Genomic DNA, 21,745 nt, shown 5'->3' on the forward strand with positions numbered 1-21,745 from the left:
CGTATGCGCAAGCCAGTTGTCGCCGCCGTGCTCCTGTCCGTCCTCGTCACCGGGTGCGGTGTCGACGTCGAGCCGGCGGCGAAGGCCGCGTCGCCCTCCGTCACCCTCACCAACTGCGGCCAGAAGGTGACGTACGACAAGGTTCCCGAGCGGGTCGTCACGAACGACGTCGGGATCACCGAGCTGATGTTCGCGCTCGGCCTGGAAGACCGGATGGCCGGGTTCGCCATGCCCGACGACAAGGGTGACCTGACCGGCGTGCCCTGGAAGGACGGCTACGAGAAGGTGAAGTGGCTGTCCAAGCAGCAGCTCACCAAGGAGAACGTCCTCGACGCCCGCGGCGACTGGGTCTTCGCCGGCTGGAACTACGGCTTCCGCGACGACAACGGCTTCACCCCGGCCGCGTTGAAGAAGCTCGGCATCCCCACGTACATCCTCACCGAGTCCTGCCGCAACGGCCGCACCAAGACCTCGCGGGGCATCATGCCGCCCCTGGACGCCCTCTACACCGACCTCACCAACCTCGGAAAGCTCTTCGGCGTCGAGCAGCGCGCGGCCACCCTGATCGCCGGCTTCAAGAAGCAGGTCGCCGCCGTACAAGCGAAGGCGCCCGCGAAGAGCCCCAAGGTGTTCCTGTACGACAGCGGCACGGACTCGCCCTTCACCTCCGGGCGGTACGCCGCCCCCGAGGAGGTCATCAGCAAGGCCGGCGGCGTCAACATCATGAACGACCTCGCCGACTCCTGGACGACGGTGGGCTGGGAGACGGTGGTCGACCGCGACCCGGACGTCATCGTCATCTGCGACTACGGGGACGTCAGCGCGGAACAGAAGCGCAAGTTCCTGCTGTCGTACGGCCCGTTGAAGAACGTCTCCGCCGTCAAGAACAAGCGCATCTTCGTCCTGGACTACGTGGACCTGGTCGAGAGCCCGCGCAATCCTTCGGCGATCGCTCGGCTGGGGGCCTATCTGCGAACGGTGACGGACGCCGGCTCCGCCTCGTAGGCACCTTGTCCCCTCTCCCCCACTCCCCCTCTCCCGCTATCCCCTCGGCGGTGTCACCAGCCCCCATTCGTATGCCGTGATGACCAACTGCACCCGGTCCCGGGCATCCAGCTTCGTCAGCAGTCTGCCCACGTGTGCCTTCGCCGTGGCCACGCTGATGTAGAGCTCCGAGGCGATCTCCGTGTTGGACAGTCCGCGGCCGATCAGGACGAGCACCTCGTGTTCGCGGTCGGTGATGCCCGGCACCGGCCGCACCTGCGGGGGCTCGGCGACGGGGCGGGCCGCGAACTCGGCGATCAGGCGACGGGTGACGCCCGGCGCGATCAGGGCGTCCCCGGCGGCCACGATCCGGATCGCGGCGAGGATCTCGTCCATGTCCATGTCCTTGACGAGGAAGCCGCTCGCGCCGGCCCGCAGCGCCCCGTAGACGTACTCGTCGTCGTCGAACGTGGTGAGGACGAGGACCTTCGGCGGCGTGCCGGGGGCCGCGCAGATCTGCCGGGTGGCCTCGATGCCGTCCATCTCGGGCATCCGGATGTCCATCACCACCACGTCCGGCGCCAGCCGGGCCGCCAGCCGCACCGCCTCCTCGCCGTTCGCGGCCTCTCCGGCCACCTCGAGGCCGGGCTGGTCGGCGATCAGCACCCGCAGCCCGTGCCGGACGAGCGGCTGGTCGTCGGTGAGCAGCACCCGGATCATCCGACGGCCGCCGGCAACGGGAGCCGCGCCGCCACCCGGAAACCGCCCTGCGGGAGCGGGCCCGCGGTGAACTCGCCGTGGAGCAGGGCCGCCCGCTCCCGCATGCCCGTCAGTCCGTAGCCGGCCGCGTCGGGGAGTCCGGACGGGCGGGGAAGTCCGGTCGGGCCGCGGCCCTCGTCGACGATCTCGATCGACAGGTCGTCCTCCTGGTAGTCGAGGGTCACCCGGCAGGCGCCGGCGCCCGAGTGGCGGACCACGTTGGTGATCGCCTCCTGGATGATGCGGTACGCGGACAGCTCGATCTCCGTCGGCAACTCCCGCCGCTGCCCGCGCCGTTCGAGGTCCACCCGTACTCCCGTGTCCCCGGTCCGCTCCGCCAGCCGGTCGAGGTCGGCGAGCACGGGCGCCGGGCCGAGCGGTACGCCGTCCGCCGGGTCCGTCCGCCGCAGCGTGCCGAGGATCCTGCGCAGGCCCGCCAGGGTGTCGCGGCTGGTGTCCTCGATGGCGGCCAGCGCGCTGCGGGCCTCGGCGGGCTGGGTGTCGATGACGCGTCGGCCCACACCCGCCTGGATGGCAATGACGCCGATGCTGTGCGCGACCATGTCGTGCAGTTCGCGGGCGATCCTGAGCCGTTCCGCGACGACCGCCTGCGCTGCCGTCCGGGCACGCAACACCTCGGCGTGGCGGCGGCGTTCGCCCAGCGAGTGGCCGACCGTCCACGCGGTGACAGCCATCAGCGTCAGGAACACGGAGGCGGCGAGGAACGCGTCGGACCCGTCGCGGTAGTACGAAGCGGCCCCGATCTGGCCGACGAGCGCCATCAGTGCGGCGGCCGCGGCGCGGCGCCCGCCGCGGGTGGCGGCGATCCAGCCGACGAGAAGGTCGGTGAGCACCGCCTGCAGAGCCGCCACCTGCCAGACCTGGGACTGGCGGCTCTGCCACGGGACCCACCCCGCCGACATCGCCGAGTCCACCGTGACCGTCGCGGCGAACGAGGCGCCGATCAGCAGGCCCAGCGCGGGCAGCGGCCGACGCAGCGCCAACGGCAGCAGCAGGACGACGGCCAGTCCGGCCGGCGCCAGGCGCAGGCCCGTCATCTGCCGGCCGGAGATCAGCGTGACGACGTACAGGAGGGCGACGTAGGCGACGCCTCCGCACCAGGCCAGGGCCTCGACGAGAACCGCCCGCCGGTTGCCGGTCAGGCGCTGCGTGCGGTGCTGGAGGCCTTGCGGGGCGGTCATGGGTTCGATGATAGGGAGCCGACCTCGTCCAGGCATTGGCCCGCGGGCCCCCTCCCCAGGGCTACCCCACCGCCCCGGTTGCCGCCCTGGGCCCGATGCCGGAGCGGGGTTCGTCCCGGCAGCGTGGCGTACGTGATTCAAGCAACGGAACTCACCAAACGCTACGGCGTGACCAGCGCCGTGGACCGACTCTCCTTCACCGTGCGCCCGGGTGTCGTCACCGGGTTCCTCGGCCCCAACGGCGCCGGCAAGTCCACGACCCTGCGGCTGGTGCTCGGGCTGAACACGCCCACCAGCGGCACCGTCACCGTCGACGGCCGGCCGTTCGCCGACCGCCCGCGCGGCCTGCGGCACATCGGTGCCCTGCTGGACGCCCACGACGTGCACGGCGGACGCAGCGCCCGCGCCCAGCTGACCACACTGGCCGTCAGCAACGGACTGCCCCGGCGGCGGGTGACCGAAGTGCTGGCGGAGGTGGGCCTGTCCGAGGCGGCGAGCCGCCGGATCGGTGGCTTCTCGCTGGGAATGAAACAGCGCCTCGGCATCGCGGCGGCGCTGCTGGGCGATCCGCCGGTGCTGCTCTTCGACGAGCCGCTCAACGGACTGGACCCGGAGGGGGTGCTCTGGGTACGCGGACTGTTCCGGCGGCTGGCCGACGAGGGGCGCACGGTGCTGGTGTCCAGCCATCTGATGGGGGAGATGGAGCAGACCGCCGAGGACCTGATCGTCATCGGCCGCGGCAGGCTGATCGCGGCGGAGAGCCTCAAGGACTTCGCGGCCCGCGCGACGGGACTTCACGTGTCCGTTCGCACCCCCGACGCCGACACCCTCCCGTCGCTGCTGGCGGACCAGGGCGCGGCGGTACGGGCGGAGCCGGACGGCTCGTACACCGTGACCGGTCTGCTCGCCGAGCGCATCGGCGAGCTGGCCTTCGCCCACGGTGTGCGGCTGCACGAGCTCAGCCCGCGATCGGCCTCCCTGGAGCAGGCGTTCATGGAACTCACCGCCGACAGCGTCGAGTTCGCCGCGGGAACCGACACGACGGACACCCCGGACGCCTCGGACATCCCGGATGCCCCCGCCCCGACGACCCGCGCAGGAGCCTCCCGATGACGACCGACACCGCCACCGCCACCGCCGGGCCCGCGCGCCCGCCGTACCGGCCGTCGGCCGCTCCTGCCGCCCGCTTCCGGCACCTGCTCGCCGCCGAGTGGATCAAGCTCTGGTCGCTGCGCTCCACCGCCCTGGTGCTGACGGCGGGCGCGCTGACCACCCTCGGGATCTGCGTGAACGCCGCCAGGGTCAACGCCGACCGCCTCGCCCAACAGGCGGAGCTGCCACCGGAGCCGCCCGGCGGAAAACCGGCGTTGCCGCAGATGCTCTACGACCCGCTGGGCGCCGCGTACGTGTCCCCGGCCTGGGCCCTGCTGATGATCACCGTGGCGGCGCTCGGCGCGAGCGTGATCTTCGGTGAGTACACCAGCGGCCTGATCCGGACGACCTTCGCGGCCGTGCCCGACCGCCGCGCGGTAGTCGCCGCCAAGGTCACCGTCGTCACCGGGGTGACGCTCGTCCTCGGAGCGGCCGTCTCGGGCGGCTGCTTCGGCGTGACGCAGGCGATCCTGCGCGATCACCACGGAATGTCCCTCGACGGCCCGGGGGCGCTGCGCGCCGTGACGGCGTCCGCGCTGATGCTGCCGCTGTGCGCGCTCATCGGCATGGCGGTGGGCGCCCTGATCCGGCACACGGCGGGCGCGGTCGTGACGGTCATCGGCCTACTGATCCTGGTACCGCAGTTCTTCAGCGGGGAGCAGTACCGCTGGGTCGCGGAGATCGGCAACGCCATGCCGCTGACCGCCTGGGACCGGCTGATCCTCAACCCGGCCCGGGACTACGACCTGGGCAAGTACCCGGTGACGGTCACCGAGGCGTGGTGCGTGTACGGCGCCTGGGCGGGGGTGGCGGTGGTTGTCGCGGTGCTGGTGGTGGGGCGGCGGGATGTCTGACACCTGGCGTGTGTCTGGCGATGCCCGTCACTGGGACCGGGTGCAGTACGTCGAGCAGCACCGCCTCCGCCCGCGAACGGGCGCCCGGGGCAAGGCCGTTGCGGGCCAGTTGGTCGATGAGGGCGCGGAGCGGAGGGCCGGCGGACACGACCGTCGGCTCCGGCCACTCGATCCCCCGTCTCTTCACTGCGGTCCCTGCGAGACCCGAAGGCCGTCGAAGGTGACCGCTTCGCGCGGGACCGACAGACGGCCTGCCGGCCGAGCGGGTGGTCGTAGAGCGCGTCACGGCCAGGCCGGCTTCGACGGGCTCGGCGAAACGGCGGCGCCTGCGATCTCGTCCGGACCGCCTTCGTCCCCCGGTGCCGGCGTCGGCCCAGAGGCCGCCGACTCCCCTGCTGTCCACGCGGTTGGCCGACCGCACCCTCTCACTGGTCGCGCCGGTGCACGCTGGTGACGGCCAGCGCGGCCGCGGTGAGCGCCCACACCCCGTAGACGGTCCAGGCTCCGCCGGTCGTCCACGGGAAGGCGGCCGGGGAGTGGCCGACCTCTGTGAGCCGGTTCCACGCCTGGTAGAGCGTGGCGTGCCCGGCGACCGCCGACCAGTGGCGGCCTTCGGTGAAGACGAGGGGCAGCACGAGGATGACCACCACCGAGGCGATCATGGTGGCCGAGGTGTGCCTGATGACGGAGCCGATCGCCATGCCGGTGAGGGCGCAGACGGGCGCGAGGAGGGCGGACGCCACCACGACACGCAGAGCGCCCGGGTGGCTCATCGATATGCCCGCGCTCCGGCCGTCGAGGATCGCCTGCGTCAGGCCGAACGAGGCCCCCGCCACGATCGCGCCGAAGACAACGGTGACCGCCGTGACGACCACCGCTTTGGCGGCCATCACGGAACGTCGGGCCGGAACGGCCGCGAACGTCGTACGGATGGTGCCCGTGCTGTACTCGCCGATGATCGCGACGGCGCCGATGGCACCGAGGGCGAGCATCATGACCATGGCGGCGTTCGCCGTGAACGCCTCCTTCAGCGGAATTCCGGCCCGGACGAAGTCGGCCCGGTCCGCCGCGTTCCGCTCCGTCCAGTAGCTGTACGTGTCGTACGCGGTGCCCGCGTTGAACGCGATGACGGCCAGGGCGGTGGCCCCGTACGCGATCCAGGTCGAGCGCAGCGACCGGAGCTTGATCCACTCGGCGGCGACCACATCGTGGAAGCGGGCGCGGGGTTCGGTGGTGGCGGGACGGAAATCCGTGGTCGCGGTCACCGGGGCTCTCCTGCGAGGTATTGGACGCTGTCGGCGGTGAGTTCCATGAACGCCTCTTCCAGGGAGGCGGACCGGGTGCTGAGGTGGTGCAGCGGAATGCGGTGCTCCAGGGCGATCTCACCGATCCGGACCACGGTCAGACCGGTCACGGTGAGCAACTCGCCCGCTGCGTGTACGACTGCGCCCTCGGCCGTCAGCAGGTCCGTCAGGACGGTCGCGTCGGCGGTGCCGACCACGGCGCTCTGCCGGGTGCCGCGGGCGGAGAACTCGGTGAGGCTCTCCGCCGCGATCAGTTCGCCGCGGCCGATGACGATCAGCTGGTCGGCGGTGTGTTCCATCTCGGACATCAAGTGGCTGGAGACGAAAACGGTGCGGCCCTCTGCGGCGAGCCGCCTGAACAGGTCGCGCACCCATTTCACCCCTTCCGGGTCGAGGCCGTTGAGCGGCTCGTCGAAGAGCAGGACCGGTGGATCGCCGAGCAGGGCGGAAGCGATACCGAGCCGCTGTTTCATGCCGAGCGAGAATCCTCCGATACGGCGGCGGGCGACGCCGGCGAGGCCCACCTCCCGCAGCACCTCCTCCACCCGGCGCTGCGGTATGCGGTTGCTGCGGGCCAGGGCGGACAGCTGCGCCACCGCACTGCGCCCTCCGTGCACGTCGTGCGCGTCGAGGAGGGCGCCGACGTGACGAAGGCCGCGGGGCCGGTCGCGGAAAGGACGGCCGTCGACGGTGGCCGTGCCGCTGGTGGGCTCGTGGAGGCCGAGGATCATCCGCAGCGTGGTGCTCTTGCCCGAGCCGTTCGGTCCGAGAAACCCGGTCACCTGGCCGGGTTCCACGGTGAAGGTCAGATCGTTGACGGCCGTCGTGCTGCCGTACCGCTTCGTGAGTTCGTTGACTTCGATCACGGGGACAACGGTGCCGGGGAGCGACCCGGCCCGTCGTCGGACCGCCGATGGCAATCGGAGGGTGCGGGTGTCGACCCCGGTTGTACAACCACGGTCAGATGCCTCGTCAGGTGCGGATGCATACGATCACGGCATGCCCGCCTCGTCGCCGCTGCCGCTGCCGCTGCCGCTACTCAAACGCATACCGCCGGGCCTGTGGACGGCACTTGCGTGGTACACGGCAGCGGTGGAACCCGTCGTCGAGTACGTGCTGATGCCGCCGCGGTCGTCGTACTCGCTCAACTACCCCCGGGACGGGCTCGACTCGCTCAGAGCCCAGGCGCTGCTCGCTCTCGCCTTCGTCCTGGTCCTGGCAGGCAGCGCGGTGCTGCGCCGCAGGCCCTCCGCGGCGCACGCGCTGGTGCTCGCCGGTACGGTCGTCTCGACGGTGGCCTGGCGCCAGGACGAGATCCCGCCCACACAGTTCCTGGCCGTGGATGTCGCCCTCTGCTACATCGCGGCCACCCGCCCCCGGCGGAACTCGCTCACCGCGGCCGGCGTGGCGCTCGGCACGCTCTTCGGCTATCTCGTCCTGCGGTCGATCACGGGCGACGGTTCCGGTACCGCACAGGAGCCCTTCGTGGCCCTGACCGTGGTCATCGCCTGGCTGATCGGCAATTCGGCGCATCAGGCCCGCGCCCACACCGAAGAGCTGTACGCACGGGCCGCCGCACAGGCCGTCACCGCCGAACGGCTGCGCATCGCCCGCGAGATGCACGACACCGTCGCCCACAGCATCGGCATCATCGCCCTGCAGGCCGGCGCCGCAGCGAGGGTCATCGAGACCCAGCCGGCCAGAGCCCGCGAGGCGATGCTCGCCGTGGAGATGGCGGGACGCGAGACCCTGTCCGGGCTGCGAAGGATGCTCGGCGCCCTGCGCCAGGCCGACCACGGCTCGGAAGGCACCGGCCAGGACCATGGGCCTGCACAAGCATCCCTGCTACCGGCCGCCGGCCTGTCGGACCTGGAACGGCTCGCCGCGGCGGCCACGGCCGCCGGGGTCCGCGTGGAGGTGTGCCGGCAGGGCAGGCACCGCCCGTTGCCGGCCGACATCGACCTCGCGGCGTTCCGGATCGTCCAGGAGTCGGTGACCAACGCCGTACGGCACTCGGGTGCCGACTCCTGCCGGGTGCGCCTGGACTACCTCGATGACGAACTCGCCGTCGAGATCTCGGACCGCGGCAGGGGCTGCGGCGGCAGCACGGACACCGGATACGGTCTGATCGGCATGCGGGAACGGGTCGCCCTGCTGGACGGCAGCTTCACCGCGGGACCGCGCCCGGGAGGCGGTTTCCTGGTGGCGGCCAAGCTCCCGGTACCGACAGGGACCGAGGCAGAACCGAAGGCGGGAACCAGATGACCATCCGTGTCGTGCTCACCGACGACCAGCCGCTGGTCCGCGCCGCCCTCCAGATGGTCATCACGGACACCGCGGACATCGAGGTGGTGGGCGAGGCCGGAGACGGCGCGGAGGCGGTACGGCTGACGGAGGAACTCGCCCCCGACATCGTGGTGATGGACCTCCGGATGCCCGGCATGGACGGCATCGAGGCCACCCGCCTGATCACCACCGGCACCGGCTCCACACGCGTGGTCGTCCTCACGACCTTCGATGACGACGACTACGTCTACGGGGCCCTGCAGGCCGGCGCGTCCGGTTTCCTCGTCAAGGACATGGCCCTGGACGACATCCTTGCCGCGGTCCGGATCGTCGCCACCGGCGACGCGCTGATCGCGCCGAGTGTCACCCGACGGCTGATCAAGGAGTTCGCCGACCGTCCCACAGCAACGCCGCGTCGGCAGGCGGAACTCAGCGGGATCACCTCCCGGGAACGCGAGGTGCTGACCCTGGTCGGCAGCGGCCTGTCCAATGCCGAGATCGCCGAGCAGCTCTGCATCAGCGTCGCCACCGCCAAGACCTATCTCACCCGGCTGCTCGCCAAGCTCGACGCCCGCGACCGGGTGCAGTTGGTGATCCTGGCCTACGAGTCGGGCCTGGTGGCACCGTCCTAGCAGGGCTGGAGAAGCGGCGGGGCGGGTCGGCCGGGTGGGCCAGGGGGTGGGAGACCCGACCCCGGCCGTGCCGGCCTCGCCTCTCACCCGCCGCCCCGCACGGAAAGTACTGACGAGGCGTGATCCCCGTGATCCTCCGGAACGCGGCCACGAACGAACTCGCGGAGCCGTATCCGCAGCCGTTCCCGCCACTGGCCGAAGGCCAGGGCCAGCCCCGTCTCCGCGACGAACAACCGGGCCAACGTCCTTGCTCCGGCGCCCCGAGCGCACCGGCCGTCGTAGGCCCCGCTCTCACCTACCTGCAGGCGTACCGTCGGGCAAGCGCGTGGAACGCCTCCTTCGGTTCCCAGTGCCAGGGTGAATCCGGGTCGCCGGGGCGGTTCTTGACGGCCTTGGCGATGCCGTAGCTCGCCATGTCGAGGTCGTAGCGGGGATCGTCGGGGCGGTGCTCGGCGTCGGCGGTGCCGAACTCGAAGGCCATCGCCGCGTACAGGCCCATGGACTCGAAGACGTCCAACAGGTCGGTCAGGTAGGCGGCTTGGGTGCGTTCGCTGCGCACCAGGTCACCCTTGATCTCCGGCGGGGTCTTGTCGTAGTCGACGACGTACCAGCCCATGCCGCCCGCCTCCGGCGCCCCCTCGTACGTACAGGTGCCGAACTCGGTGATGGCGAGCGGTTTGCCCCACTGCAGATGGCGCTTCAACTCCTTTACGTAGTCCGCCTTCTTGGGGAAGTACGAGTAGTAGTCGATGCCGACGACGTCGAAGAGGCTCCAGTCGACCTTGTCGTCCTGGGCGGCGGCGTAGCTCAGCCGTCCGTGGAAGACGGAACGGCCGACCGCCGCGGCCTTCGCCGTGAAACGGTCGAGGCGGCGCTGCATCTTCTCCCAGTCCACCGTGCCGTTGAGGAGGTTCTCGATCCGTTCGAGGACGGTCTCGCCGGGGACGATGCCCGGCACGAACAGCCAGAACTCGCAGCCCACGCTGAACTCGACACTCGCCCCCTGGCGCCGCAGCCGCTCCGCGTGCCGCCCGGTCTCCGCGAGGTGTTCGAGGATGTCCCGTTCCGGCACGTCCCCGAGAGTCGGTTGCAGCCAGACGTGCATACCGCGTTCGGCGACCTCGGAGGCGGTGGCGTTCAGCCGCTCGACGCCGTCGCCGGTGACCTCGACGGTGTCGGCGTGCAGGTCGCCGCGGATCGCGCGGATGTCGGCGCGCATACGGGCGGTGCTGAAACCGGTGGCGGGGGTCTCGCCGTCGACGAGGGTGTAGACGATTCCCCGGCGGGTCAGACCGCGACCACCGCCACCGCCACCGCCACCGGCTTCAGCACCTCGCCGCTCCGCCGCCGTCGTCGCCCCTGCCCCCGTCGGCAGTAACGCCCCCGCGAGCCCCACACCCGCGGCGCCGGCGAGAAACCGGGCCCGGCTGATCCCTTTGGCCTTGTCCTTGTCGATCCCGTTGATTCCTTCGGTCTTCTCCATGCCTCCACTCTTCCGAGGCCGCGAATGCACCGCCGTCCCCCAAAGGTCTACGGCGGCGCGACGAAGGTATGAGGAGCGGGCGCACCTGGCCGGAGGACGGCCCTCCGGCTCGGCCGGAATCCAATGATGTGATGTAGATCACATACACTTCCCCTCACTCGAACTGGAATCGGACCCTCATATTCCGCCACGGAACTCGACGGCCCAAGTTCGAATATGCGCATGTCATTTCGATCCCGAGGCGAAAAACAGGGACAATACCACCAAATAGCATATAGACGTCAATTCCCTACATGCGTCGCCCGGCCCGCATCCCGCCGAGCCTCCTTCGGACTTCCGGCGGACCCGACGAGAACGCGCCACCCGTAGCCTCCGACTAACTATCCTGTTAGTTTTTGAGCGTTCCTTAGGCACCTCGATACCAATCGAGGGGTTGACGGAGCGCTGCCATTGAATTATCGGGGGGAATCTTGATGGACAGTCGGCCGCACGCCGCCCTGGTGCCCGAACCCAGGGCCGCCGCCATTCCGAGCGATGACGGCCGCAGCCTGTCCTGATAACGCGTACCAGCTGACGCGCCCCCTCGATCCCGAATACCACGCCTGTCGTTCCGCCATGCCCGAAGCACGCGGAGACGGCGCCTCGATCGTCACTTCGCCGTCCGTGCCGCCCCACCGAAAGAGAGTGCCCGCATGACAACTGTGCGCCGTACGCTCAGCGTTCCGCCCTTTTACTGCCCTTTGCCCGACGTGGTGTACGACAAGCCGAAAGACGCGGACGACGGAGCCGTCGCATGGATGTTTCGGCAGGGTTTCCGGAAGGAAGGTGACTGGCTGCCGAAAATGAAGGCCGGCTGGTACACCGCCTACTGCATGCCGTACGTCCTCGAGCGCTGCGCCGAGATCATCACGTACGTCATGTACTGGGGCGGCGCGTGGGACGACGACCTCGATGTGATCCCCGGGATGGACCAGCCCGCGCCCCTGACCATTCACATCAGCCGGCTCAAGCACATCCTCGCCTCGCCGAAGGCGGCGGTGCCGGCCGGCGATCCGTATCTCTCGTCCTTCCAGGACTTCTGGAACCACATCGCCACGGTGTCGACTCCCGAACAACTCGAGCATCTGCGCCAGGGATTCTGCAGCTATTTCGACGGGGTGCTGTGGAAATGCGCGAACCAGGCCGGCGGAGAACTCCCCGAATTGGGCGACTATCTCATCATGCGGGCGAACGACGTGGCCGGCCCGTGGCTGACCGCTCTCACGCCGATAGGCGGCGGCTATGAACTGACCGCCGCCGAACGGCTGGATCCCCGAGTCCGCGCCGCCTCCGAAGCGGTTTCACTCATCGTCGGCCTCGACAACGACCTGATCTCCGTTCACCGGGAGAATCTCCAGGGCCTGTTCGACCAGAACGTCATCAGCATTCTGGTGCGCGACCGGAACTGCACACCCGAAGAAGCGGTGACAGAGGTCCGCGGTCTCCGTGACCGGGTCATGTCCCTTTATCTGCGGCTGCGCGACGAGGTTTCCGCGACTTCCCGCCCGGAACTCCAGCGCTATATGCACGAAATCGGCTACTGGATTCGCGGCCACATCATCTGGGCCGATTTCACCACCCGCTACTGCGCGCCCGTCGACCCGGAAACCGGCGAGGAACAGAACTACGGCGGCTACGGCCTGGTCTGGGCGGACGAGCCGGCCGACGCCGACCCGACGCCGCTGCCGATTCCGCAGATCGCCTGGTGGTGGGACCAGCTGGACCGCTGACGGCGTCACCGCACGCCCGTCACCGCACGCTCCGCACAGGTCGTCGTACTCGAACCCAACCGCACGGAGGTCCCATGACAGGCCAGGCAACCGGCTCCTACACGAAGGGGGCGGCACCGAACGCGTTACCCCTGCTCGGGCACGCGCGTCAGCTGCGCAGCGACCCCCTCACCTTCCTCAGGTCGCTTCCCGAGCGGGGCGACCTCGTGAAGATCGAGGTGGGGCCGACCCCGATGTACATCGTGTGCCACCCCGACCTGGTCCACGAGATGCTGGTGGAGAAGGTCAAGGACTTCTCCAAGGGCGGTCCCGTGATGGACCGCGTGCGCACGGTCCTCGGCGACGGACTCGTCACCGTCGACGGTCTCGTCCACCGCAAGCAGCGGCGGCTCATCCAGCCGTCCTTCCACCCCGCGCGCATCGCCGAGTACGTCGGCATCATGCAGGAGCAGGCCGCCGTGTCGTGCCAGGAGTGGCCGGCGGGCGAGAAGGTCGACCTCCTGCTGCAGATGGGCAACCTCACCGCCGATGTGGCGCTGCGCTGTCTGTTCTCCGAGCCCGGCGAGAGCAAGGTGCGCCGGGGCGGCCACCACGGCCTTCCGGCGGCGCTGAACACGGTCATCGACGGCATGTTCTTCCGCATGCTCAACCCCCTGCCGACGCTGGCCTCCCTGCCCACTCCCGGGAACCGGCGCTACAAGCGGGCCGAGGCGCAGCTGCACCGGGTGGTCAACGAGACCATCGAGCGGTACCGCAAGTCGGGTGACGGCGGCGGACTGCTGCGGACGATGATGACGGAGGTCGACGAGGAGGGCCACCGCTTCACCGACCAGGAGCTCCACGACCAGTCGATCACCCTGCTCCTCGGCGGCGCCGAGACCACCGCCGTGCTGATGTCGTGGATCTTCCACCTGCTGCACGAGAACCCGCAGATCACGGCCAGGCTGCACGCCGAACTCGACGAGGTGCTGGCCGGCCGTCCCGTGGAGTCCGGGGACCTGGCGAAGCTGCCGTACACCCGCAACCTGGTCGCCGAGGGCCTGCGGCTGTATCCGCCGGCCTGGCTGCTCAGCCGACGGGCCGCCGTCGACACCACCCTCGGCGGTCTGCCCGTACCGGCGGGCACGGAGCTGTCGTACAGCCCCTTCCTGCTCAACCGGGACGCCCGCTACTTCGACAACCCCGACGGCTTCGAGCCCGACCGGTGGCTCACCATGTCCACCACTCCGCGGCGGGGCGCCTACCTGCCGTTCGGCGCGGGGAACCGCAAGTGCATCGGCGATGTGTTCGCTCTCACCGAGGCCCAGGTCATCGTCGCCACCGTGGCCCAGCACTGGCGGCTGGACCGCACCCCGGGCACCCCCACGACGCGTGCCCTCGTGCGCATGAGTCTGCGTCCCGACCAGCTCTCGGTGGTGCCCACCCGGCGGGAGCAGGCGCTCAAGCCGCAGACCGCGGCGAGCTGAACCCGTTCTGTTCGGCCGACAGGGGCCGGTCACCCGCGTGCCCGGCCCCGTCCCGGCGTGCCCGCCGACGGCCGGCCCGGTCAGCCGTCCCGTCGCCCGGTCGCCCCCGTCGACAGTCCACAGGAGGCCACATGAGCCCAGGTTCCCCGCAGGCCGGACACTCCGTCACCACCCGGCCCGCCACATGCGATCCACGCCCCGGACGAGGGCAGGTGACCGTCGCCGAGGCGCTCCTCGGGCCGGACGGCGAACGGTCGGTCTCACCCGCCGTGCCGCTGCTGCACCGAGCCCTGACCGACGCGGGCCTGACGGTCCTCACCGGCACGGTCCACACGGACCCGCCACCCGCCGCCTCGGACGGAGCCACCACGGCCCTGGTCGCCGAGGCTCCCGACGAGCACACCCCGCCGCTCGCCCTCGCCGTCGACGCCGACGACCAGGACGCCGATCGGGCAGCCCGGGAGGCGCTCGCCTCGGTCGCGTCGGTACGGGGAGCCCGGACCGTTTTCCTGGCCTCGCCCCGCTCCTTCTGCGCGGGGGTGGAGCGGGCCATCGACGTCGTCGACCAGCTCCTGGAGCAGAACGACACCGGTGATCCCGTCTATGTGCGCAAGCAGATCGTGCACAACACCCATGTGGTGAACGATCTGGCGCAGCGCGGCGCGGTGTTCGTCGACGAGCTCGACGAGGTACCGGACGGCGCCACCGTGGTGTTCTCCGCGCACGGCGTGTCCCCGCAGGTCAGGAACGACGCACGGCACAAGGAGCTGCGGGTGGTCGACGCGACCTGCCCGCTGGTGACCAAGGTGCACACGGAGGCCCGGCGGTTCGCCGAGCAGGGGAACACGGTGGTCCTGATCGGGCACGCCGGCCACGAGGAGGTCGAGGGCACCGTGGGCGAGGCCCCGGACCGGACCGTGCTGGTCGAGAACATCTCCGACGTCGAACACCTCACGGTGCCCGACAGCGACCGGGTCGCCTTCCTCACCCAGACGACCCTGTCCGTGGAGGAAACCGCGGGCACCGTCAGGGCCCTCAAGTCCCGCTTCCCGAAGGTGCAGAGCGCCCCCTCGGACGACATCTGCTACGCCACGACGAACCGTCAGAACGCGGTGGCCGAAGTCGCAGCCCGCTCCGACCTGGTGCTGGTGGTGGGGTCGACCAACTCCTCCAACTCGGTCCGGCTGGTGGAACTGTCGGAGCGCCAGGGGGTGCCCGCGCACCTTGTCGACGACGCCCGGGACATCCGGCCCTCCTGGCTGGCGGGCGTCCGCTCGGTCGGGCTGTCGGCCGGCGCCTCGGCACCGCCGAGCCTGGTCACCGAGGTCATCGCAACCCTGTCCGGACTCGGCCCGGTCGACGTGGTCGAGTGCACCACCACCGTGGAGAACGTCTACTTCGCGCCGCCTCGCTCGGTGAGGAAACCATGACCTTGACGCATACGACTTCGAACGCCTCGACCTCGACCTCGACCTCGACCTCGACCTCAACCGCGACCTCAGCCACATCGACGCTGACGACCGTCGCCGATCCACCCACCGCGTGCGTCGTGCCGACGCACGACGGGCCCCTGCTCGCCCGGATCGGGAGCCCCGCCGACCTCAAGGCCCTCCCCGCCCAGCAGTTGCCCGCCCTGGCGGAGGAGATCCGGCAGCTGCTGATCGAGAAGGTGTCCGCGCGCGGCGGCCATCTCGGCCCCAACCTCGGCGTCGTGGAACTGACGATCGCCCTGCACCGGGTGTTCGACTCGCCCCGCGACGCGATCGTGTTCGACACCGGCCACCAGTCCTACGTGCACAAGATGCTCACCGGGCGGGTCGCCGAGTTCGACCGGCTGCGGCAGCAGGACGCGCTCTCCGGCTACCCGTGCCGGGCGGAGTCGCCGCACGATCTGGTGGAGAACTCGCATGCCTCCACGGCCCTGTCCTGGGCGGACGGGCTGGCCAAGGGATTCGAGCTGACCGGCGAGCCCGACCGGACGGCGGTGGCGGTCGTCGGTGACGGCGCGCTCACCGGCGGCATGTCCTGGGAGGCGCTCAACAACATCGGTGGCGCCCGGCGCCCGGTGATCGCCGTACTCAACGACAACGGCCGCTCCTACGACGCGACCGTCGGCGGCCTGGCGGGACATCTCACCGAGCTGCGCGACCGTACGGAAGAGACCGCCCCGCAGCCGTCCTCCGCACCCTCCGGCAGCCTCTTCGAGGCGCTCGGCTTCGCCTACGTCGGCCCGGTGGACGGCCATGACGTGGAGCACCTGGAGAAGGCCCTGCGCGCGGCGCGCGACCTGGGGCGCCCGGTCCTCGTCCATGTCGCCACGGTCAAGGGCAAGGGACACGCGCCGGCCGAGAACGACGAGGCCGACCGGCTGCACGCGGTCGGCGTGGTGGATCCCGCCACCGCGCGCCCCCTGAAGGCGTCCAAGCCGTCCTGGTCGAAGGTGTTCGCCCAGGAGATCGTGGAGGTGGGCGCCGAGCGGCCGGACGTGGTGTGTCTGTCGGCGGCGATGGTCCGGCCGACCGGTCTGCACGCCTTCGCCACCCGCTTCCCCGACCGGGTCTTCGACGTGGGCATCGCCGAACAGCACGCGGTGACCTCCGCGGCGGCGCTCTCCACGGCGGGACTGCACCCGGTCGTCGCCATCTACTCGACGTTCATGAACCGTGCCTTCGACCAGGTGCTGCTCGACGTCGCCCTGCACGACCGGCCGGTGACCTTCGTCCTGGACCGGGCCGGCGTCACCGGCCCCGACGGTGCCAGTCACCACGGCATGTGGGACCTCTCGACGTTCAGTCAGGTACCGGGGATGCGGATCGCCGTACCGCGCGATCCGTCCTCGCTGCGTGAGCTGCTGCGCGAGGCCGTCGCCCACGAGGGGCCCACGCTGCTGCGCTATCCCAAGGCGGACGTCGGCGCCGACCTGCCCGCACTGCGCAGGACGGACGGCGTGGACGTGCTGTTCGCCTCGGAGACCCGCGACGTCCTGCTGGTCGCGATCGGCCCGGTCGCCGCCGAATGCCTCGCGGCGGCCGAGCAGTTGGGCTCGACCGGCATCGGCTGCACCGTCGTCGACCCCCGCTGGGTCGCCCCGGTCGCCGACCGGCTGACCGAGTTCGCGGCCGGGCACCGGCTGGTGGTCAGCGTCGAGGACAGCAGCCGGTGCGGCGGCATCGGCACCCTGATCGCCCAGGCCTGCGCCGACGAGGCCGTGCCCGCGCCCGTCATCAGCCTCGGCCTGCCGCGCGCCTTCCTGCCCCACGGCGGCCGCGCCGACCTGCTGGAAAGCGCCGGTCTGAGCTCTCGCGGCATCGTCGACGCCGTACTGCGCGCCCGCGCCAACCAGCCCCAGCAGCAGTACGGGAGGACCAGTTGACCACCGAACTCGGTATGCCGGTCCTGCGTCGGCCCGGGAGCGACTCCGCGCCCGCGTACGAGCCGCAGCCGCCGGTCCGGCGGGACTCGCGCCGCATCCAGGTCGGCTCGGTGGCGGTCGGCGGCGGCGCCCCCGTCTCCGTACAGTCGATGACCACGACGGTGACCGCCGACGTGAACGCGACCCTCCAGCAGATCGCCGAACTGACCGCGGCCGGCTGCCAGATCGTCCGGGTCGCCGTCCCCTCCCAGGACGACGCCGACGCACTGCCCGCCATCGCCGCCAAGTCCGGTATCCCGGTCATCGCCGACATCCACTTCCAGCCCAAGTACGTGTTCGCCGCGATCGACGCGGGCTGCGCCGCCGTACGCGTCAACCCGGGGAACATCAAGCAGTTCGACGACAAGGTGAAGGAGATCGCCAGGGCCGCGCGGGAGTCGGGTACGCCGATCCGCATCGGGGTCAACGCGGGCTCCCTGGACAAGCGGCTGCTGGCCCGGCACGGCTCGGCGACTCCCGAGGCGATGGTGGAGTCCGCGCTGTGGGAGTGCTCGCTGTTCGAGGAGCACGGGTTCACGGACCTGAAGATCTCCGTGAAGCACCACGACCCGAGCACCATGATCGCGGCGTACCGGCAACTCGCCGCCTCCTGCCCGTACCCGCTGCACCTGGGGGTCACCGAGGCCGGCCCGCTCCAGCAGGGCAGCATCAAGTCGGCCGTGGCCTTCGGCATCCTCCTGGGCGAGGGGATCGGCGACACCATCCGGGTCTCCCTGACCGCTCCCCCGGTCGAGGAGGTCAAGGTGGGCCAGCAGATCCTCCAGAGTCTCGGCCTGCGTCCACGGCAGCTGGAGATCGTGTCCTGTCCGTCCTGCGGGCGCGCACAGGTCGACGTCTACACGCTCACCGAGAAGGTGCAGGCGGCCCTCGAAGGGTTCCCGTACCCGCTGCGGGTGGCCGTCATGGGGTGCGTGGTCAACGGTCCCGGTGAGGCGAGGGAGGCCGACCTCGGCGTGGCCTCGGGCAACGGCAAGGGGCAGATCTTCGTCCGCGGAGAGGTCGTCAGGACCGTCCCCGAGTCCCAGATCGTCGAGGCCGTGGTCGAAGAGGCCCTGCGGCTGGCCGAGGCCGACGCCGCATCCGACGCCGCATCCGACGGCGCGGACACCAGCGCAGACAACGACGTCCGGCAGGAGAAAGACACGTGAGCCCCACCTCCACCAGCCCCCTTCCCCTCGGTGCCGACGCCCTGGACTCGGAGCTTCTCCGCAGCCGGATCGACGAGCGGCTGCACACGTTCCTCGACACCAAGTGCGGCCGGAACACGGACGTCCACCTGGCCTCGCTCATCGAACACGTCCGCGGGTTCCTGACGGCGGGCGGCAAACGCATACGGCCGCTGTTGTGCATGGTGGGCTGGCACGCCGCCGGTGGATACGGCGAACCGGACCCCGTCATCGGCGCGGCGGCGTCGCTGGAGCTCTTCCACGCGTTCACCCTCATCCACGACGACGTCATGGACGCCTCCGAGACCCGCCGCGGCCGTCCGACCCTGCACCGCGCGCTGGCCGCCGGCACGGCCGAGGGCGGCGGGCCGGACACGCTCGCCGAGCGGTTCGGCGCCAACAGCGCCATCCTGCTCGGGGACCTGGTCATGGTGTGGTCGGACGAACTGCTGTACTCCAGCGGGCTCGACCATCATCAACTGGCCGCCGCACGGCCCCTGCTGGATGCCATGCGCACCGAGGTGATGATCGGTCAGTACCGGGACCTGCTGGCCACCGGGCGGCCCACCGCGGACGTCGAACTGGCGCTGACCGTGATCCGTTTCAAGACGGCGAAGTACACCGTGGAACGGCCCTTGCACATCGGTGCCGTGCTCGCCGGGGCGGACCGAGCCCTGCTGGACGTCTGCACGTCCTACGCGCTGCCGATCGGCGAGGCCTTCCAGCTGCGCGACGACCTGCTCGGCGTCTTCGGGGACCCGGCAAAGACCGGCAAGTCGGCCCTGGACGACCTGCGGGAGGGCAAGGCCACCGCGCTGATGGCACACGCCCTCTGCGGCGCAGGCCCCGAGCAGGCGCGGGTGCTGACCTCGCTGGTCGGCGACCCGGAGCTGGACGAGGCGGGTGCCGAGACGGTGCGCGGCCTGCTGCGGGCCACCGGCGCCGTCGACAAGGTGGAGGAGATGATCTCGGAGCGGGTGCTGCGCGCCCGGCAGGTCCTGGACGACGCACCGTTCCCGGACGAGGTCAGAAAGACCCTGGACACCTTCGCCACCACCGCGACCCTCAGGACCACCTGATCCTGAGCCCGAGAGCAGCCCCCGGGGCCCTGACCGTCAGCGCGGGAGCGCGGCACGGCCCCGGGGGCTTTTTCCTGTCCCCGCTCAACCGGGAACAGTTGTCACATGGCGACGGTCTTCACCGCGTCGGGAGACTTCTGCGGAACGCCGGGGCGATACAGCAGGAAGGTCACGACAAGACCGACGGCACAGAGGCCGGCCGCCCACCAGTACGCGGTGGAATAGCTGTGCAGCCCCGCCTCGGCGATCACCTGGGGAGTCGGCTGCCTGCTGCTGAGGTAGCTGCCCGCCGCGCTCGCCGCGAGCGTGTTGAGGACGGCGATACCCAGCGAACCACCGATCTGCTGGGTCGTGTTGACCGCGGCGGAGGCCACGCCCGCGTCGTCCTCGTGGACCCGGTAGGTGGCCAGGTCGATCGCGGGCGCGTAGACCAGCCCGAGGCCGAGACCCAGGACGAGAAGCGGCGGCAGAATGCCTCCGGTGTACGTGCTGTCCAGCTCCAGCCGGGTGAACCAGACCATCCCCGAGGCCAGCAGCGCCATGCCGAGGGGGATCACGATCTTCGGACCGACCCGGGGCATCAGCACCCCGACGGCCAGACCGGAGGCCAGGACCAGCGAGACGGGGATGGGCAGGAAGGCCAGGCCGGCCTCGACCGGGCTGTACTGGAGCGTCTGCTGCATGTAGTAGGCGAGGAACAGCGCCACCGCGTACATGCCGCCGGTGGCGACCAGGATCGCGATCTGCGAGGCGCCCCGGTCCCGGTCGAGCAGGATCCGCAGCGGCAGCAGGGGCCGCGGCGCCGCCGACTGCCAGCGGACGAAGGCGGCCAGCAGGACGACCCCCGCGACCAGCAGGCCCCAGGTGGCGGGCGAACCCCAGCCGTGCGACTCGGCGTTGGAGAACCCGTACACCAGGCCGAAGAGACCCAGAGTGACGAGCACCGCGCCGGGGACGTCGAGCTTGCCGCGCTCGGCGGCCTTGGGCTGACGCTCGATCAGGAGCAGCCCGCCCAGGAACGCGGCCGCCGCGAACGCCAGGTTGATGTAGAGGGTCCAGCGCCAGGTGAGGTACTCGGTCAGTACGCCGCCGAGCAGATTGCCGAGCGCGCCGCCCGCGCCCGCGATGGCGCCGAAGATCGCGAAGGCCCGGCCGCGTTCCTTGACGTCGGTGAAGATCGTCGTCAGCAGGGACAGCGCGGCCGGGGCCAGCAGGGCGCCGGATACACCCTGTAACGCCCTTGCCAGCACCAGGAGTTCGAAGTTTCCGGCGGCGCCGCCGAGCACCGACGCCCCGGCGAAGCCGATCACCCCGGCGAGGAAGGTCTCCTTGCGGCCGAACAGGTCGGCGATGCGTCCGCCGATCAGCAGCAGGCTGCCGAAGGTGAGCGCGTAGGCGGTGACGATCCACTGCCGGTTGTTGTCGGAGAAACCGAGGTCGGCCTGGGCGGACGGCAGGGCGATGTTCACGATGGTGGCGTCCAGCATGATCATCAACTGGGCGAGGCCGATCACGGACAGCGCCCACCACCGCCGCGAGGACTGCTGGGACGGAGGGCCGGATTCGGGTGGGATGCCGGTGCGCGCGTCGGTGGATGACGACATGGCGGGCTGCTCCAGGAGGTGTGAGAGCCGGACTCGAGGATTACTTGACTAACCAGATGGTTATTTTCTGGGGTCAGCCTGCCCGAATTCCCCCGGCCCGTCAATGAAACGGCCGGACGGTGAGCCGGCCGGACGGTGAGCCGGTCGGCGGCAAGACGGTCGGCGGTCAGACGGTCAGGCGGACCCGGATGCCCACCGTGCGGTCCGCGCGCCCCCGCAGACGGCTCCCCAGCAGACCGAGCCGCGCGACAAGGCCGTACTTGCGCTTCATCAGATCGCGGTAGTGGCCGGTCTCCTGGGAACCGGGCAGGTCGGCCACGCCGTCCACCGCCTCCCCCAGCGGGGTGCCCCGCCAGTCGCACGGGGCGACGGTCACCCGGCCGCTGTTGCGGATGCGCTTGACCTTGCCCGCGTCGGCCGCGCTCCATACGGCCAGGCAGTCCCCGTCCCGCATCACCCACACCGGGGTGGGCACCGCACGCCCGTCCCGGCGGAACGTGGTGAGCAGGACGTAACTGCTCGCCGCCAACTGCTCAAGAGGCCCGCTCGGGGCGGATGCCGATGCTGTCATC

Annotated in this window: 18 protein-coding genes and 1 pseudogene; 11 read left to right on the plus strand and 8 right to left on the minus strand. The window is 70.7% G+C overall.

The genetic code is table 11. The annotated features are described in order from the left end of the window. Positions 1-3 precede the first annotated feature (3 nt). Entirely contained in the window at positions 4-1,005 is a 1,002-nt protein-coding gene (locus tag ACH4TV_RS04410; RefSeq protein ID WP_398394091.1) for an ABC transporter substrate-binding protein, read from the plus strand. 36 nt (positions 1,006-1,041) lie between these two features. Here ACH4TV_RS04410 and ACH4TV_RS04415 read toward each other — a convergent pair whose 3' ends face one another. Beyond that, complete coding sequence (locus ACH4TV_RS04415) at positions 1,042-1,704, minus strand: response regulator (RefSeq protein WP_398394093.1); 663 nt, start codon at positions 1,702-1,704, stop codon at positions 1,042-1,044. After that, positions 1,701-2,945 (minus strand): sensor histidine kinase, encoded by a 1,245-nt coding sequence (locus ACH4TV_RS04420; RefSeq protein WP_398394095.1) that lies wholly within the window; start codon positions 2,943-2,945, stop codon positions 1,701-1,703. The genes ACH4TV_RS04415 and ACH4TV_RS04420 overlap by 4 nt, the downstream gene beginning before the upstream one ends. 132 nt (positions 2,946-3,077) lie before the next feature. On the opposite strand from ACH4TV_RS04420, the gene ACH4TV_RS04425 reads away from it, so the two are divergent. Both ACH4TV_RS04425 and ACH4TV_RS04430 read left to right on the plus strand, forming a co-directional pair. After that, positions 3,078-4,058: an ATP-binding cassette domain-containing protein gene (locus tag ACH4TV_RS04425; RefSeq protein WP_398394096.1), complete on the plus strand. Its 981-nt coding sequence runs from the start codon at positions 3,078-3,080 to the stop codon at positions 4,056-4,058. Next, on the plus strand, positions 4,055-4,951 hold the full coding sequence (locus tag ACH4TV_RS04430; RefSeq protein ID WP_398394098.1) for an ABC transporter permease: 897 nt from the start codon (positions 4,055-4,057) through the stop codon (positions 4,949-4,951). The genes ACH4TV_RS04425 and ACH4TV_RS04430 overlap by 4 nt, the downstream gene beginning before the upstream one ends. Positions 4,952-5,376: 425 nt before the next feature. On the opposite strand, the gene ACH4TV_RS04435 is transcribed toward ACH4TV_RS04430, so the two are convergent. Both ACH4TV_RS04435 and ACH4TV_RS04440 read right to left on the minus strand, forming a co-directional pair. Then, positions 5,377-6,216, minus strand: coding sequence for an ABC transporter permease subunit (locus ACH4TV_RS04435; RefSeq protein ID WP_398394100.1), 840 nt, complete (start codon positions 6,214-6,216; stop codon positions 5,377-5,379). Next, positions 6,213-7,121: an ABC transporter ATP-binding protein gene (locus ACH4TV_RS04440; protein ID WP_398394102.1), complete on the minus strand. Its 909-nt coding sequence runs from the start codon at positions 7,119-7,121 to the stop codon at positions 6,213-6,215. The genes ACH4TV_RS04435 and ACH4TV_RS04440 overlap by 4 nt, the downstream gene beginning before the upstream one ends. A gap of 133 nt (positions 7,122-7,254) precedes the next feature. On the opposite strand from ACH4TV_RS04440, the gene ACH4TV_RS04445 reads away from it, so the two are divergent. Beyond that, positions 7,255-8,520, plus strand: a complete 1,266-nt coding sequence (locus ACH4TV_RS04445; RefSeq protein WP_398394103.1) for a sensor histidine kinase — start codon at positions 7,255-7,257, stop codon at positions 8,518-8,520. Further along, positions 8,517-9,173 carry a response regulator gene (locus ACH4TV_RS04450; protein ID WP_398394105.1) on the plus strand — a complete coding sequence of 219 codons (657 nt, stop codon included), beginning with the start codon at positions 8,517-8,519 and terminating at the stop codon, positions 9,171-9,173. Before ACH4TV_RS04445 ends, ACH4TV_RS04450 begins: the two co-directional genes overlap by 4 nt. A 100-nt stretch (positions 9,174-9,273) precedes the next feature. On the opposite strand, the pseudogene ACH4TV_RS04455 reads toward ACH4TV_RS04450, so the two are convergent. After that, positions 9,274-9,433: pseudogene (locus tag ACH4TV_RS04455) on the minus strand (AraC family transcriptional regulator); the annotation flags it as partial. Positions 9,434-9,468: 35 nt separating this feature from the next. Further along, positions 9,469-10,656 (minus strand): abortive phage infection protein, encoded by a 1,188-nt coding sequence (locus ACH4TV_RS04460; protein ID WP_398394107.1) that lies wholly within the window; start codon positions 10,654-10,656, stop codon positions 9,469-9,471. 749 nt (positions 10,657-11,405) lie between these two features. Here ACH4TV_RS04460 and ACH4TV_RS04465 point away from each other — a divergent pair. From ACH4TV_RS04465 to ACH4TV_RS04490, 6 genes are all read left to right on the plus strand, one after another. Further along, positions 11,406-12,425 (plus strand): terpene synthase family protein, encoded by a 1,020-nt coding sequence (locus tag ACH4TV_RS04465; protein WP_398394109.1) that lies wholly within the window; start codon positions 11,406-11,408, stop codon positions 12,423-12,425. A gap of 74 nt (positions 12,426-12,499) precedes the next feature. After that, positions 12,500-13,891, plus strand: coding sequence for a cytochrome P450 (locus ACH4TV_RS04470; RefSeq protein WP_398394111.1), 1,392 nt, complete (start codon positions 12,500-12,502; stop codon positions 13,889-13,891). A gap of 131 nt (positions 13,892-14,022) precedes the next feature. Further along, positions 14,023-15,321 (plus strand): 4-hydroxy-3-methylbut-2-enyl diphosphate reductase, encoded by a 1,299-nt coding sequence (locus tag ACH4TV_RS04475; protein WP_398394112.1) that lies wholly within the window; start codon positions 14,023-14,025, stop codon positions 15,319-15,321. Next, positions 15,318-17,264, plus strand: coding sequence for a 1-deoxy-D-xylulose-5-phosphate synthase (locus ACH4TV_RS04480; protein ID WP_398394114.1), 1,947 nt, complete (start codon positions 15,318-15,320; stop codon positions 17,262-17,264). The genes ACH4TV_RS04475 and ACH4TV_RS04480 overlap by 4 nt, the downstream gene beginning before the upstream one ends. Continuing rightward, positions 17,261-18,472, plus strand: coding sequence for a flavodoxin-dependent (E)-4-hydroxy-3-methylbut-2-enyl-diphosphate synthase (ispG, locus tag ACH4TV_RS04485; protein ID WP_398394116.1), 1,212 nt, complete (start codon positions 17,261-17,263; stop codon positions 18,470-18,472). The genes ACH4TV_RS04480 and ispG overlap by 4 nt, the downstream gene beginning before the upstream one ends. Next, positions 18,469-19,569 (plus strand): polyprenyl synthetase family protein, encoded by a 1,101-nt coding sequence (locus ACH4TV_RS04490; RefSeq protein ID WP_398394118.1) that lies wholly within the window; start codon positions 18,469-18,471, stop codon positions 19,567-19,569. Before ispG ends, ACH4TV_RS04490 begins: the two co-directional genes overlap by 4 nt. A gap of 101 nt (positions 19,570-19,670) precedes the next feature. On the opposite strand, the gene ACH4TV_RS04495 is transcribed toward ACH4TV_RS04490, so the two are convergent. Next, a complete protein-coding gene (locus ACH4TV_RS04495; RefSeq protein WP_398394120.1) occupies positions 19,671-21,173 on the minus strand; it encodes an MFS transporter in 1,503 nt (500 codons plus the stop codon). A 166-nt stretch (positions 21,174-21,339) separates the two neighbouring features. Next, a complete protein-coding gene (locus ACH4TV_RS04500) occupies positions 21,340-21,744 on the minus strand; it encodes a PPOX class F420-dependent oxidoreductase (RefSeq protein ID WP_398394122.1) in 405 nt (134 codons plus the stop codon). Between the last annotated feature and the right edge of the window lies 1 nt (position 21,745).

The organism is Streptomyces sp. NPDC020898 (assembly GCF_044333925.1).
GTDB lineage: Bacteria > Actinomycetota > Actinomycetes > Streptomycetales > Streptomycetaceae > Streptomyces.

Coding starts and splice junctions, on each gene's coding strand:
- ACH4TV_RS04475 (WP_398394112.1), top strand. CDS start 14,023: ATGAGCCCAGGTTCCCCGCAGGCCGGACACTCCGTCACCACCCGGCCC.
- ACH4TV_RS04470 (WP_398394111.1), top strand. CDS start 12,500: ATGACAGGCCAGGCAACCGGCTCCTACACGAAGGGGGCGGCACCGAAC.
- ACH4TV_RS04420 (WP_398394095.1), bottom strand. CDS start 2,945: ATGACCGCCCCGCAAGGCCTCCAGCACCGCACGCAGCGCCTGACCGGC.
- ACH4TV_RS04410 (WP_398394091.1), top strand. CDS start 4: ATGCGCAAGCCAGTTGTCGCCGCCGTGCTCCTGTCCGTCCTCGTCACC.
- ACH4TV_RS04450 (WP_398394105.1), top strand. CDS start 8,517: ATGACCATCCGTGTCGTGCTCACCGACGACCAGCCGCTGGTCCGCGCC.
- ACH4TV_RS04495 (WP_398394120.1), bottom strand. CDS start 21,173: ATGTCGTCATCCACCGACGCGCGCACCGGCATCCCACCCGAATCCGGC.
- ACH4TV_RS04460 (WP_398394107.1), bottom strand. CDS start 10,656: ATGGAGAAGACCGAAGGAATCAACGGGATCGACAAGGACAAGGCCAAA.
- ACH4TV_RS04445 (WP_398394103.1), top strand. CDS start 7,255: ATGCCCGCCTCGTCGCCGCTGCCGCTGCCGCTGCCGCTACTCAAACGC.
- ACH4TV_RS04415 (WP_398394093.1), bottom strand. CDS start 1,704: ATGATCCGGGTGCTGCTCACCGACGACCAGCCGCTCGTCCGGCACGGG.
- ACH4TV_RS04500 (WP_398394122.1), bottom strand. CDS start 21,744: ATGACAGCATCGGCATCCGCCCCGAGCGGGCCTCTTGAGCAGTTGGCG.
- ACH4TV_RS04480 (WP_398394114.1), top strand. CDS start 15,318: ATGACCTTGACGCATACGACTTCGAACGCCTCGACCTCGACCTCGACC.
- ACH4TV_RS04430 (WP_398394098.1), top strand. CDS start 4,055: ATGACGACCGACACCGCCACCGCCACCGCCGGGCCCGCGCGCCCGCCG.